The 12,504-nt window shown below is 68.4% G+C and carries 12 protein-coding genes; 6 read left to right on the top strand and 6 right to left on the bottom strand.

The features are described from left to right. Nucleotides 1-99: 99 nt before the first annotated feature. Nucleotides 100-783, bottom strand: a complete 684-nt coding sequence (locus tag AORI_RS77875; RefSeq protein WP_016337637.1) for a DUF3159 domain-containing protein — start codon at nt 781-783, stop codon at nt 100-102. Between the two features lie 273 nt (nt 784-1,056). On the opposite strand from AORI_RS77875, the gene AORI_RS77880 reads away from it, so the two are divergent. From AORI_RS77880 to AORI_RS77905, 6 genes are all read left to right on the top strand, one after another. Next, entirely contained in the window at nt 1,057-1,896 is an 840-nt protein-coding gene (locus AORI_RS77880) for an SGNH/GDSL hydrolase family protein (protein WP_016337638.1), read from the top strand. Between the two features lie 145 nt (nt 1,897-2,041). Next, on the top strand, nt 2,042-2,758 hold the full coding sequence (locus AORI_RS77885; RefSeq protein ID WP_228688257.1) for an OmpA family protein: 717 nt from the start codon (nt 2,042-2,044) through the stop codon (nt 2,756-2,758). 7 nt (nt 2,759-2,765) lie between these two features. Next, nucleotides 2,766-3,206 (top strand): hypothetical protein, encoded by a 441-nt coding sequence (locus AORI_RS77890; protein ID WP_016337640.1) that lies wholly within the window; start codon nt 2,766-2,768, stop codon nt 3,204-3,206. Between the two features lie 91 nt (nt 3,207-3,297). After that, entirely contained in the window at nt 3,298-3,774 is a 477-nt protein-coding gene (locus tag AORI_RS77895) for a DUF6932 family protein (protein WP_016337641.1), read from the top strand. Further along, entirely contained in the window at nt 3,771-4,655 is an 885-nt protein-coding gene (locus AORI_RS77900; RefSeq protein WP_037335497.1) for a hypothetical protein, read from the top strand. The genes AORI_RS77895 and AORI_RS77900 overlap by 4 nt, the downstream gene beginning before the upstream one ends. 146 nt (nt 4,656-4,801) lie before the next feature. Then, the gene (locus AORI_RS77905; protein WP_016337643.1) at nt 4,802-5,452 is read left to right on the top strand and encodes a hypothetical protein; all 651 of its coding nucleotides are present in this window, start codon (nt 4,802-4,804) and stop codon (nt 5,450-5,452) included. Nucleotides 5,453-5,674: 222 nt separating this feature from the next. On the opposite strand, the gene AORI_RS77910 is transcribed toward AORI_RS77905, so the two are convergent. The 5 genes from AORI_RS77910 to ectA form a co-directional block, all read right to left on the bottom strand. Next, on the bottom strand, nt 5,675-8,464 hold the full coding sequence (locus AORI_RS77910) for an AfsR/SARP family transcriptional regulator (RefSeq protein ID WP_016337644.1): 2,790 nt from the start codon (nt 8,462-8,464) through the stop codon (nt 5,675-5,677). A gap of 743 nt (nt 8,465-9,207) precedes the next feature. Beyond that, complete coding sequence (gene thpD, locus AORI_RS77915; protein WP_016337645.1) at nt 9,208-10,107, bottom strand: ectoine hydroxylase; 900 nt, start codon at nt 10,105-10,107, stop codon at nt 9,208-9,210. 24 nt (nt 10,108-10,131) lie between these two features. Next, complete coding sequence (locus tag AORI_RS77920) at nt 10,132-10,521, bottom strand: ectoine synthase (protein WP_007033454.1); 390 nt, start codon at nt 10,519-10,521, stop codon at nt 10,132-10,134. 44 nt (nt 10,522-10,565) lie between these two features. Then, the gene (gene ectB, locus AORI_RS77925; protein ID WP_043848424.1) at nt 10,566-11,816 is read right to left on the bottom strand and encodes a diaminobutyrate--2-oxoglutarate transaminase; all 1,251 of its coding nucleotides are present in this window, start codon (nt 11,814-11,816) and stop codon (nt 10,566-10,568) included. Between the two features lie 38 nt (nt 11,817-11,854). Then, nucleotides 11,855-12,343, bottom strand: coding sequence for a diaminobutyrate acetyltransferase (gene ectA, locus AORI_RS77930; protein WP_016337647.1), 489 nt, complete (start codon nt 12,341-12,343; stop codon nt 11,855-11,857). Between the last annotated feature and the right edge of the window lie 161 nt (nt 12,344-12,504).

Here is a 12,504-nt window from a genome sequence, read left to right on the forward strand (position 1 = left end):
CGGAACAAGCCCGAAAAGACCAAACCATCGACTCCGGGGCCGAACTCCGGGTACCGTAGGACCCGGCCCCCGGACCCTCCCCCCTCGCCGGGGGCCGCCTTATGTCCTGGGCAGCCCACCGGGCGCGGAATCCGAGGGATTTTCGTTTTCCTCCACCACCCGCAGACCGGGATGTTCCGGCGGCAGCGTGCGGTAGAGCACCCAGCCGCTCACGGCGACCGTCACCGCGACCAGCGGCCAGGACAGCACCGTCCGGGCGATGCCGAGCGCGACCACCTGCCCGCTCCACCACAGCGAGCCGTACACGGCGACCCGCAGGGTGTACTGCAGGAAGACCCACACCCAGCTCGCCCGCGAATACGCGCGCAGCAGCGCGGGATCGCGGCGCCAGCGGGTCTTCTGCCCGATGACGAGCCCGACCACGACGCCGAGCAGCGGCCACCGGACCACGATGCTGGCCGCCCACAGCAGCGCGCTGGCCACATTGGACAGCAGCTGGATGAGGAAGAAGTCTTCGGCGCGGCCGGTGTGCAGGGCGATCAGCGCGGCGGCGATCACCGCGGCGAGGCTGACCACGACCGCGCGGGCCTTGTCGCCCCGCGCGACCCGGTACCCGCCGAGCAGCACCGCCACCCCGATGGCCGCACCGGAGCCCCAGGCGATCGACTGGCCGGCGATCAGCCAGCCCAGGACGAAGGCCGCGGGCGGGATGCTCGCGTCGATGGCGCCACGCCGCCCGCCGAGGATCTGGGCGAGCGACTCGCGCGGGGGTCGTGAGGTCACCCTTACAGCCTGCCGGATCTATGAGTCCGAACACCCGGGCGGGGAGACGTTCGCCACATACCGTGTCCGGTTTACGCCCGCTTGAGGGGAATCTCCGCAGCCCAGGAGTGTACATCCCGGTAATGGAGATGCATGGACGTCCGACAAAATAAGAGACTGTGTCAACGGGCTGAACCACGGGTTTCGGCCAGATGGGATTGCAGGGGCGCTCTCAGCTGTTAGTTGTGGTGTACAAGTACCAACCGGGGGCACACGGACGGAAGGGGACCCAACGTGTACGGATTCGACAGCTACGTGGCGATAGGTGACAGCTTCACCGAAGGACTCAACGACGACTTGCCCGACGGCACCTTCCGAGGCTGGGCGGACAGGCTGGCGGAGATCCTCGCCGAAGGCAGGCCCGACTTCCAGTACGCGAACCTCGCCCTCCGCGGGAAGATGCTCGACGAGATCCTCGAAGAGCAGCTCCCGATCGCCCTCGCGGTGAAGCCCGACCTGGTCACCCTGTGCGCGGGCGGCAACGACATCATCGTGCCCGGCGCGGACGTGGACGCCGTCGCCGCGCGGCTGGAGGCGGGGGTCGCCAAGCTGCGCGAGGCCGGGATCCCGGTGCTCATCTTCAACGGGCCGGACACCAAGTACCTGTCCGTGATGCACGTCCTGCGGGGGAAGGTCGGCATCTACAACGCGCATCTGTGGGCGATCGCCGACCGGCACGGCGCCAAGATGGTCGACATGTGGGCGATGGCCCCGCTGCACGACCGCCGCGCCTGGAGCGACGACCGGCTGCACTTCACCCCCGAGGCCCACCGGCGGATCGCGCTGCGCGCGGCCGAGGTGCTCGGCGTCCCGGTCGCCGACGACTGGCGTGAGCCGTGGCCGGCGTCCGAGGAGCCGAGCACCTGGATCACGTCGCGCCGTTCGGACCTCGAATGGACGAAGGCGCATCTGCTGCCGTGGATCCGGCGTCAGCTCAAGGGCGAGTCGATGGGGGACGGCCTGTCCCCGAAGCGCCCCGAGCTCGCGCCGCTGCTCCCGCTGGAGCAGATCGAGGCGACGACCGTGGCCATCCCGGCCAAGGATCTGCGGGAGATCCACCACCACGCGAGCTGAAGGGGACTTTCCCCTCATCTGGCGCAGCGAAGGGGCCCTTCACCTCATCTGATGCGGTGAAGGGCCCCTTCGACTCACATCACCCGAACGGGTCATGTCCCGTTCGTCCGATGCACCCACGCCTGACGCGGCTTACAGTCCCTTCATGCCCGGTACACGCTGGAGCCGCTTGCTGCCTACAGCGCTGCTGGTCACGCTCGCCTTGACGGCGATCACCGTCTGGTCGGCCTCGGACGACATCGAGGCCGAGCTGGCCGCGCGCGCGAAGGCCGCGCTCGCCGACGTCGGCGTCTCCGGCGGTCAGGTGAGCTTCTCCGGCCGCGACGCGAGCCTCACCGGTTTCCCGCCGGACAAGGCCGCGCAGGCGATCGACGCCATCCAGCGGATCGACGGGGTCCGGACGGTCGAGATCTCCGGCGACACCGCCCCGCCCGCGGGTCCGGTGACCACCAGCGGCGAGCCGTCGAGCCAGCCCCCGCCGAGCCCGCCGCCCAGCCCGGCGCCGATCTCGGCCAAGCCGACGGACAAGGCCGGGTTCCAGGCCGAGATCGACCGCCTGCTCGCGGCCACGCCGATCACCTTCGAACCGGACACCACCGACCTCACCCCGGACGGCGAACGCGGCGCGCTGGAGATCGCGAAACTGCTCACGGACGCGCCCCGCGACCTGAAGTTCCGGATCACCGGGTCGGTCGCGACCGGTTCGGACCGGAAGCTCGCGCTGAACCGGGCGCTCACGGTGGAGCGGCTGCTGGAGCGCAACGGGGTCAAACGCGACCAGGCGTACTCCCCTCAGCGCAAGAACTCCGACGGCGCGAGCGGCGAGGGCCGCCGCGTCGACATCACGGCGGAACAGAGGTGATGGCCTGATGCTCTGGCTCTTCGGGCAGATCTGGCTGTGGCTGCTCATCTCGTTCGCCCTCGGGTGCGGTGTCACCTGGCTGCTGATGCGTGGCGAACGACGCGAGCGTCCCGCGGCGGAACCGGCGGCCCACGAGCCGGTGCGCGAGTTCCCGGTCGAGCGCGAACCGGACCCCGAGCCCGTGCCCGAGCTGCTCTCCACCGAACGGACGCAGTTCCTCCCGCCCGCGCGGATCCAGGACGACGACGAGCCGTACGACCAGGAGGCGGAAGGCCACCGTGAGGGTCAGCTGATCCCGGAACCGGTGCGGGCCTACCACCCGGAGCAGCCGGAACCGGCCGCCCGCAACGGCGAAGGCGCGCACGAGCCCGAACCGGTCTGGCCGAGCGACGAGGACTGGCCGCCCGCCAGGCAGGCACCCGAGCACCGGCCGGGGCAGGGCGGCTGACACTCGCCTGGTAAATTCGGCTACGCACTGTGAGCGGGACGCCGGGTACGTTTCTTCGATCGGGAGCTCCGGCACACGAAGGAGGCTCCGATTGGCGCTCCCCTATTGGACGCCGCACAACCTGCTGCCTCCTGGCCGCCATCCCGCCGATCTGGCCGATGTCTACGAGCGGCTGGTCTTCGACGCGCCACACCAGAACGACCGTGAAATCCTGTTCTCCGCGCTGAACAGTTACCTGGGCGTCGCCCGGCGGATCATGCCGACCGGCCGCGCGTGGATCGGCGGCGACCTGACCGCCAGGACCCCGCATCCGCCGCGCGGGCTCGACGTGGTGCTGATCCCGGACGAATGGGGCGCGCTCAAACGGCTCGACGACGCGGGCCGCTCGGCGCTGTACGGGCTGCTGACCTTGCGCGGGGTCATCGTCGGCCAGCCCGCGATGTATCTCGACCAGGTCCAGCCCGTCGGCGGCATGCTCGACGGTTTCCTCTGCCGCCCCGGCGACGAGGAGATCTGGGAAGAAGTGTGGGCATCGGGTGGCAGGGGAATTCCGGAAGTGATCTGGTGAGGAACGAATTCCGGCGTATCGCCGACGAAATCCCCGGCGGCACCTGGCTCGACGACCTCGCCCGCGCGTCGGCGATGGCCGCGTACGCGAAGTTCGAGCGGACGTCGCGCTCGCCGCTGCTTCGCGTGTCCGTGATCGGTGAATCGCATCTGGACGCGTACACCTTTTCCGACATCAGCCGCGCGTTGCAGGACGCGACGGCGAAGATCGGGCACATCATCCGCAATCCGTCGGGTGAGGTGACCTTCGTCCAGCCCGCGGACCGGGAGAAGGCCCCGCTGATCCAGCGCGGCCAGGCGGGCAACGCGATCTTCTTCGGCTTCCCCGAACCGGCGCTCGACGACGCGCTGATCCACGACGGGATCGAGTCGCTGTCCGAACGCGCGGTCAAGGAACTGTGCGACTTCCTGCCCGCCAACGGCTCCGACGACGGCGCGCTGGACGCGGTGCTGCTGCAGCGCGACACCGTCCGCAACGCGGTCAGCGACATCGTCAACGCGGTCAGCAAACACGCCGGGATCGGGATGGCGCTGACCCCGACGTCCGGCGACGAACTGACCCGCAGCATGACCACCGAGCAGGCCCGGATCCTGTCCGGGAGCCTGCGCGAGTCACGCGAGGCCGTCGGCTACGAAACGGTCAGCGGCAGGCTCGACGGGGTCCGCACCCGGCGCCGGATCTTCTATCTCGAACGCGAATCGGGCGGCACGATCCAGGGCGCGGTCGCGCCGGATCTGCTCGACGAGATCAAGGAGAACCTGGACCGGCCGGTGACCGCGCGGCTGCGCGTCGTGCGCACCACGACCATCGACGGCCGCCGCGGCCGCCCGGTGCACGAACTGCTGGAGATCACCCCGGAAGTGAGTCTGTTCGATCAGTGATCGGGTTTCCGACAATTCTCGTCAGAAAATGTCGATGACCGCTTGATCATCGTGGAATGATGACTTTTTCCGGCAGGTAACAATTTCGGCCATTGCCCCGAACGATGGGTTAACGTCTTCGGACGGAAGCCTCCGAAAGGGCACGTATGCCGACCGATCCACCTCTCCCGCACCCGCCTGCCACCCGCTACGGCCCCGGGTTCGCCGCGCACGGAACACGGCACCGCAAACCCAAGAACGGCCTGGTCATCGCAGGTTTCCTGGTCGGCCTCGCGGCGCTCGGGGTCGCCTTCGTCCCGGTCGCCGGGATCGCCGCCTGGCCGCTCGCCGTGATCGGAATGATTCTTTCCGTGATCGGTTTGACCAAAATCAAGAAGGGCGAAGCGGACAAGAAGGGAATGGGGATCGCGGGGCTCGCGCTTTCCATCGCCGGGCTGCTGGCCGCCGGCGGGTTACTGGTCTACACCAGTTTCTTCGCCACCGGCGAGTCGGGCTTGCACATCCCGGCCGTCGCCGGGGACAAGAACACCGTCGAGTTCGTCGTCAGCGCCTCGGGCGGCGCGACCATCCGGTTCGGCTCGCTCAACGACCAGCGGACCGAGACGACCCCGGCCAGTACCGACGAATGGCGCGGCACGGCGTCCTTCAACTCGGGCGACTACCTGCTCACCGTCACCGCGGACACCCGGAACTCGTCGGTCAGCAACCAGATCGCCTGCACGATCCTGGTCAACGGCCAGAAGGTCGCGGAGAACAAGGGGCAGACCATCGCCCTGTGCACCGCCGGCACCCGCTGACCCCACGCGTTTCGTGGTGCCGCCTGGCGGCCGGCCGGTATCGCCCCCACCTCCACCGGCCGGACCGCCACGAGCCGCTCCTGGCGGCTCTTCGGGCGGGCCCGCGAAGGCCCGCCCGAGCGCCGATCCCTATCGCATGCCCCTCCCCTAGGGCTCGATCGACGCTGAAACGGACCCTACGCGCGTGAGCGGCGAGGCCACTAAGAATCCGCTAAGGATCACTCACGGACTTTCGCCGAGGTCCGTGAGTTCCGCACGGACCAATCCCGCGAGTTTCGGATTGGCGTCCGCGAGGATCTTCAGCGCGAGCGCGAATTGCTCGCGGGCACCGTCCACATCCGACCCGGCCCGCAGCACCCGGCCCAAGGTCAGCCGCAGGACGCCCTCCTGGAGGACGAACCGCCTGCTGATCGTCAGGTCCACGGCCTCCCAGACGTATCGCTCGGCCGCGGCGAGTTCGCCGATCCGCATGCTCAATTCGGCGAGATTGTTCAGCGAGACGACGACGTAGCTGTCGTCGCCGAGGGTCCGGTCGATTTCCAGCGAAGCGACCTGATGCCCGATCGCCTCGATGAACCGACCGGCCCGTTTTTCGGCCTCGGCGCAGTTGTTGAGCGCCTGCCCGCGCAGTTCGAGGTCGCCGGTGCGCTCGGTCTCCTCGACCGCCTGCCGCAACGTCCTGATCGCCTCGTCGTACCGGCCGAGCAGGGTCAGCGCGGAGCCGAGGTGGATGTTCGCCGAGACCATCAGCCTGCTGTCGCCGATCGCGCTCGCGAGTTCCAGCGCGCGCTCGGCGTCGGCGAGGCAGCCCTGAGGCAGCTCGAAGGTGAGCGCGATGGCGCACCGGGAGATCAGCATCCAGCACCGGCCGAGCACGTCGCCGGACCGTTCGGCGGCCTCCAGCCCGATCTCGACCAGCCTCGTCCATTCGTCCAGCAGCGGGTACACCGCGCGATAGGTGTGCGCGACCCTGGCCAGCCGCCAGACGTCGTCGTGCCGTCCGGCGGCGCGGGCGGCTTCGAGGACTTCGAGCAGGTTCTCCCATTCCGAGGTGAACCAGTCCTGCGCGTCGTCGAAGGAACCGATCGGCGGCGTCTGCGCGTCGGTCAGCACGCCGGTGAAATCGAGGGGGTCGACGATCCGGAGCATCTTGCGCCGGGCCCGGTCGCCGACGGCCTGATAGAACCGCACCGAACGCGACAGCACGGCCTCCCGGTCGGCCTCGTCGAGTTCGTTCTCCGCCAGTTCACGGAGGAACAGCCGGACCAGATCGTGCGGGACGAAGGCATCGCGGCCGGTTTCGGCGAGCAGGTTGTGCGCGGCGAGCACCCGCAGATGCCGCCGTGCCTCGGCGACGGTGATCCCGCCGATCGCGGCCGTCAGATGCGAACCGGCCGAAACGCACTGGACGACGCCGAGCCGCAGGAAGGTGTCCGCGACCTCGGACGGCAGGCCGCGGAACGAGACGTCGAACGCCGCGCGGACCCCGTCGTCCGGCCCTTCGACGTCGAGCGCGGCCAGCCTGGTGCGCTCGTTGCCGAGCTCGTCGACCAGATCCTGCGCGGACCACTGCGCGCTGGCGGCGAGCCGGGCCCCCGCGATCCGCAGCGCCAGCGGGAGGTAGCCGCACAGCCGGGCGAGCGCGTGGTTGAGGTCGTAGCCTGCCGGCCCGGCGAGCTCCTCGATCAGCCGGACGGCGTCGCCGGGCGCGAGCGTGCCGAGCACCCGGAGTTTGGCGGCGTTGGACACGGCGAGCCCGTCGAGGCGGGAACGGCTGGTCACCAAGGCCATCGACCGCGAACCGGGCGGCAGCAACGGCCGGACCTGCTCGGCGGAGCGGGCGTTGTCGAGGATCACCAGCATCCGGCGGCCGGCGATCATCGAGCGGTAGAGGGCGACGCGTTCGTGGACTTGTTCCGGGACGCCCTCGGCCGGGACACCGAGCCCGAGCAGGAACTGGGTGAGCAGTTCCGCGGGCTCCAACGGCGGATGCTGCGGGTCGAAACCGCGCAGCGCGGCGAAAAGGATCCCGTCGGGGAAGCGGCGGGCCGCCCGATGCGCCCACCACACCACCAGGCTGCTCTTGCCGATCCCGGCGGTGCCGGTGACCACGCCGACCGCGGTCTCGCCCGCTTCGGCCCGCTCGGCGAGTTCGTCGAGCCAGGCCAGATCCGCCTCGCGGCCGGCGAGGTTCGGCACCGCGGGCGGCAGCTGCTGGACGGGCGCCGTCTCGGGCTTCGGTTCCGCGACGACCTTGACCGGCAGATCGTCGTTGAGGACGCGTTCGTGCAGCCAGCGCAGGTCGGCGCCGGGTTCGACGCCGAGCGTGCGCAGGGTCGCCCGGGACACCGTGCGGTAGAGCTCGAGCGCGTCGCCGCGGCGCCCGGCGTGGTACAGCGCGCGCATCAGCTGACCGGCGGTGCGCTCGGCGAGCGGCGCGGCCCGGACCAGCGGGCTGAGCTCGACGATCAGTTCCGCGTGCCTGCCGAGTTCGAGATCCGCGTCGACCCTGGCGCCGTGGACGGCGAGCCGCAGATCCTCCAGTTCGGGGGCGCGGACCGAACCCGGCACACCGGCCAGCGCGGGCCCCTGCCAGAGCGAGAGGGCCTCCGCGAGCAGTTCGGACGCCTTGTCCGGCTCCTCCGCCGAAGCCCGCTCCAGCAGGGACCGGGCACGGTGGACGTCGATCCGGTCGGGCTCGACCGTGAGCTGGTAGCCGGGCGGCGCGGTGAGGATGCGGGCGCCGCGCGGGTGATCGCCCTGGATGTCGCGGAGCACGCGGCGCAGATGCGAAACGTTGCCGTGGACGATCGTGCGGGCGGTCGCGGGCGGATCGTGACCCCAGAGCGCGTCGATGATCTCGTCGAGCGCGACGACCTTGTTGACCTTCAGCGCCAGCAGCGCGAGCAGGCCGCGGACGCCGGGTCCGCCGACGGGGACCGGCCGGTCGCCGTCGAGGAGACGCACGGGACCGAGGAGTTGGAAGCGGGCAGGGGAACCGCTTTCGGCCATGACAAGCCCCCCTCCCTCCGATCTCTCCCCTTACCGGAGTAGCCAACCTACCGCGCGAAGGGCCCGCCAACCAGAACGCGGCAGGTCGTGAAGGCCTCCTTCCCTACTTCGAGGGTAGGGAAGGAGGCCTTCACGAATGCTCGATACGGACAAAAGCCCCACGGGAGTCTCTGTCCACTAAGGACCTCTGGGAAGGCGGCGCTCATGTCCTGAAGGCCTCCTTTAGGACGCTGAACGTCTCAAAGGAGGCCTTCAGGACATGAGCGATCAGCGCCAGGGGCTCGCCTGAAGTGCGTGAAGGCCCCCTTCCTGCACCTAGGCTCAAGGAAGGGGACCTTCATGTACCTGGCAGGCGCTGTGGCTGCTGGTGCCGATGGGGCATGGCTGGCCGCAAGTCCGTGAAGGCCTCCTTGAGGGACTCTGGGTCCCTCAAGGAGGCCTTCACGGAACGAGCCTGGGCCCACGGAGACATAAAAAGGCTCCGTGCCATCAGTCCCGATCTGATGGCACGGAGCCGGGGGATGTCCGACTTGGGCCGCCTGGGGGCGCGACCCACATCGGACATCGGCGTCCACGTCCGTCCGGGTGGGCTCACCCCGAGCGAAGAACCCGTTCGGTCGTCGACAACACCTACGTGAGCGAGCCCACTGGCCCGCTCTCGTGGCGACAACGTAACAGGGCGCACACCGATGGCTACAAGCGCCCCGTCAGGGCCTTCGCGACCTGCGGTTTCGCAAATCGGGTCAGCGCGTCAGCGGGGTCGAGTCGCGGCCGGCGATGAAGGCGGGACGCGGTTCGATCGCGGCGTACGGCTCCCGCAACGCGTTCTCGACGCTGTTGAACACGACGAAGATGTTCGACCTCGGGTACGGCGTGATGTTGTTGGACGAACCGTGCATCACGTTCGAGTCGAACCAGAGCGCGGAACCGGCCTGCCCGGTGAACTGGTCGATCCCGTATTCGGCGGCGAGCGCGGTGATGTCCTCCTCGCTCGGGACGCCGACCCGCTGCTCTTTCAGCGAACTCTTGTAGTTGTCTTCCGGGGTTTCCCCGGCGCACTGCACGAAGGTCCGCTGCGAACCCGGCATCACCATCAGCCCGCCGTTGAACGGGTAGTTGTCGGTGAGCGCGATGGAGCAGCTGACCGCGCGGGGCACGGGCATACCGTCCTCGGCGTGCCAGGTCTCGAAGTCCGAGTGCCAGTAGAACCCGGTGCCCTTGAAGCCGGGCATGTAGTTCACGCGGCTCTGGTGGATGTAGACCTCGGAGCCGAGGATCTGCCGGGCCCGGTCGAGCACGCGCGGGTCGCGGACGAGTTCCGCGATCAGCTCGCTGGTCTCGTGGACGTCGAAGATGGAGCGGACCTCACCGGTCTTGGCCTCGGTGATGACGCGCTCGTCGTCGCGGTGGTCCCCCGACGACATCCTGACGAGTTCCTGCCAGTAGGTCTGGACCTCGCCCGGCGACAGCAACTGGTCGACGACGGTGTAACCACGCGCTTCGTGGTTGGCGAGCGTGGCCGCGTCCAAGGGACCGTCGGCCTCGGTGCCCCAGACGGTGGGGTGCGTCCTGGGCAGGTGTTCGGGCTTACCCGTGATGCGGGTCGGGTAACTGTCGTCGACTCGGGTGTCGGTCAGCGTCAATGCAGTCGCCTCCTCGAGCGATTTCTAGGGTTCGGTGACGAGCGGGTACACGCCGTTTTCGTCGTGGACCTCACGGCCGGTGATGGGCGGGTTGAACACGCAGACGCACTTGATCTCGGTCTTGGGCCGGACCTGGTGCTTGTCGTGGTCGTTGAGCAGGTACAACGTGCCCGGCTTCAGCTGGAAGACCTCACCGGTCGCGGTGTTTTCGAGCTCGCCTTCACCGGAGGTGATGAACACCGCTTCGATGTGGTTCGCGTACCAGAAGTCGTTGACCGTCCCGGCGTACAGCGTGGTCTCGTGCACCGAGAATCCGACGCCTTCCTTGGCCAGCACGATGCGCTTGCTGCGCCAGTTCGGGGTCTTGATGTCGGCGTCGGTGTCGGTGACCTCGTCGAGGGTTCTGACAAGCAACGGAAAACTCCTTCTCGTTCCTGATTGAGGGCGGTCGGTTCGGGTCAGTTGAGGACGGCGGCGACGGCCTCGTCGATGATCGACAGGCCCTTCGTGAGCTCGTCGTCCGTCAGGGTGAGCGGCGGCAGGACCTTCATGACCTCGCCGTCGGGGCCGGAGGTCTCCATCAGCAGCCCGCGCTCGAACGCGGCGGCGCAGACCTTGCCCGCGAGGTCGCCGTTGGCGAACTCGATGCCCCGGGCCAGGCCGCGGCCCTTCGCGAACAGGTTCGCGTCCGGGTACGCCTCCACGATGCCCTGGAAGGCGGCGGCGATGCGCTCGCCCTTCGCCTTCGTCGACTTCTCCAGCTCGTCGTCGCTCCAGTAGACGCGCAGCGCCTCGGTCGCGGTGACGAACGCCGGGCTGATGCCGCGGAAGGTGCCGTTGTGCTCACCCGGCTCCCAGACGTCGAGGTCCGGGCGGATCAGCGTCAGCGCCATCGGGATGCCGTAGCCGCCGATGGACTTCGAGAGGCAGACGATGTCGGGTTTGATGCCCGCGTCCTCGAAGCTGAAGAACGGGCCGGTGCGGCCGCAGCCCATCTGGACGTCGTCGAGGATCAGCAGGATGCCGTGCTTCTTGCACAGGTCGTCCAGCGCCTTGAGCCACTCGATACGGGCGGCGTTGATGCCGCCTTCGCCCTGCACGCCTTCGACGATCACGGCGGCGGGCTCGTTCAGGCCGCTGCCGGAGTCTTCGAGCAGCTTCTCGAAGTAGAGGAAGTCCGGGATGGAGCCGTCGAAGTAGTTGTCGTACGGCATCGGGGTGGCGTGCACCAGCGGGACGCCCGCGCCGCCGCGCTTCATCGAGTTGCCGGTCACCGAGAGGGCGCCCAGCGTCATCCCGTGGAAGGCGTTGGTGAAGTTGATGACCGACTCCTTGCCGGTCACCTTGCGGGCGAGCTTCAGCGCGGCCTCGACGGCGTTCGCGCCACCGGGGCCGGGGAACACGACCTTGTAGTCGAGATCGCGCGGCTGGAGGATCTTCTCCTGGAAGGTCTGGAGAAAATCCCGTTTCGCCACGGTGAACATGTCGAGCGCGTGCGTCACGCCGTCACGGGCGATGTAGTCGATCAGCGCCCGCTTCAGCGCCGGGTTGTTGTGCCCGTAGTTGAGGGCGCCGGCCCCCGCGAAGAAGTCGAGATAGGCCTTGCCGTCTTCGTCGTACAGGTAGCTCCCCTGGGCCCGGTCGAACACCACGGGCCAGCCACGGCTGTAACTGCGTACTTCGGATTCGAGTTCCTCGAAAATGCTCATCACGTTTTCTTTCTCCCTGAGATCCCCGGATTTACGTTCTATTGACTGAGCGGACCGATTCGGTACAGGTCCTCCTGCTCATGCGTTCCTTCCTCGGCCGGGAAATCCGCCGCGGAGAACAGATCCTGGCGTTCGACGGTGGCGTCCCACCGCTTGGCGAACGAGGCGAACAACCGGATCGAAGCCTCGTTGTCCGGCGTGATCGTGGTTTCGAGGTACCGCACGCCCTGCGCGGTCAGACGGCCGAACAGCTCGTCGAGCAGGGCTCCGGCCAGGCCTTTTCCGCGCTGGGACGCGTCGACCGCGACCTGCCACACGAAGCCGGTGTCCTGCTTGCGGTATCCGATCACGAAGCCGACCGGGACGCCGTCGACTTTCGCGACGACCGAGGTGTCTGCGAAATCGTGGCACCACAGCAAATAGGCGTAAGGCGTGTTGAGATCGAGCTTCTTCGAATCGCGGGCGATTCTCCAGAGCGCGGCACCGTCTGCCTTGGTCGGAGTTTCGATCAAGTGCTTTCCGGACATGTCCAAGAAACGTACCGGAGGATTCGGGCGCGGTCAGATCAGCGCGGCGGCGGCAACGCGGCTACCTGCAACAACCTCGAAACACACGTGAGAAAGGTAACCGTAACGTTTGAAGCGCAGCATGGGTGGGTAAGGCCGCTTCGGTGCGGTCTCACTGCACG

The sequence above is a fragment of the Amycolatopsis keratiniphila genome (assembly GCF_000400635.2).
In the GTDB taxonomy this organism is placed as follows: domain Bacteria; phylum Actinomycetota; class Actinomycetes; order Mycobacteriales; family Pseudonocardiaceae; genus Amycolatopsis; species Amycolatopsis keratiniphila.

Bases quoted from the DNA above. Each gene is read 5' to 3' on its own strand.
- AORI_RS77885 (WP_228688257.1), top strand. From the start codon at position 2,042: ATGCCCGGTACACGCTGGAGCCGCTTGCTGCCTACAGCGCTGCTGGTC.
- AORI_RS77890 (WP_016337640.1), top strand. From the start codon at position 2,766: ATGCTCTGGCTCTTCGGGCAGATCTGGCTGTGGCTGCTCATCTCGTTC.
- AORI_RS77905 (WP_016337643.1), top strand. From the start codon at position 4,802: ATGCCGACCGATCCACCTCTCCCGCACCCGCCTGCCACCCGCTACGGC.
- AORI_RS77910 (WP_016337644.1), bottom strand. From the start codon at position 8,464: ATGGCCGAAAGCGGTTCCCCTGCCCGCTTCCAACTCCTCGGTCCCGTG.
- ectB (WP_043848424.1), bottom strand. From the start codon at position 11,816: ATGAGCATTTTCGAGGAACTCGAATCCGAAGTACGCAGTTACAGCCGT.
- ectA (WP_016337647.1), bottom strand. From the start codon at position 12,343: ATGTCCGGAAAGCACTTGATCGAAACTCCGACCAAGGCAGACGGTGCC.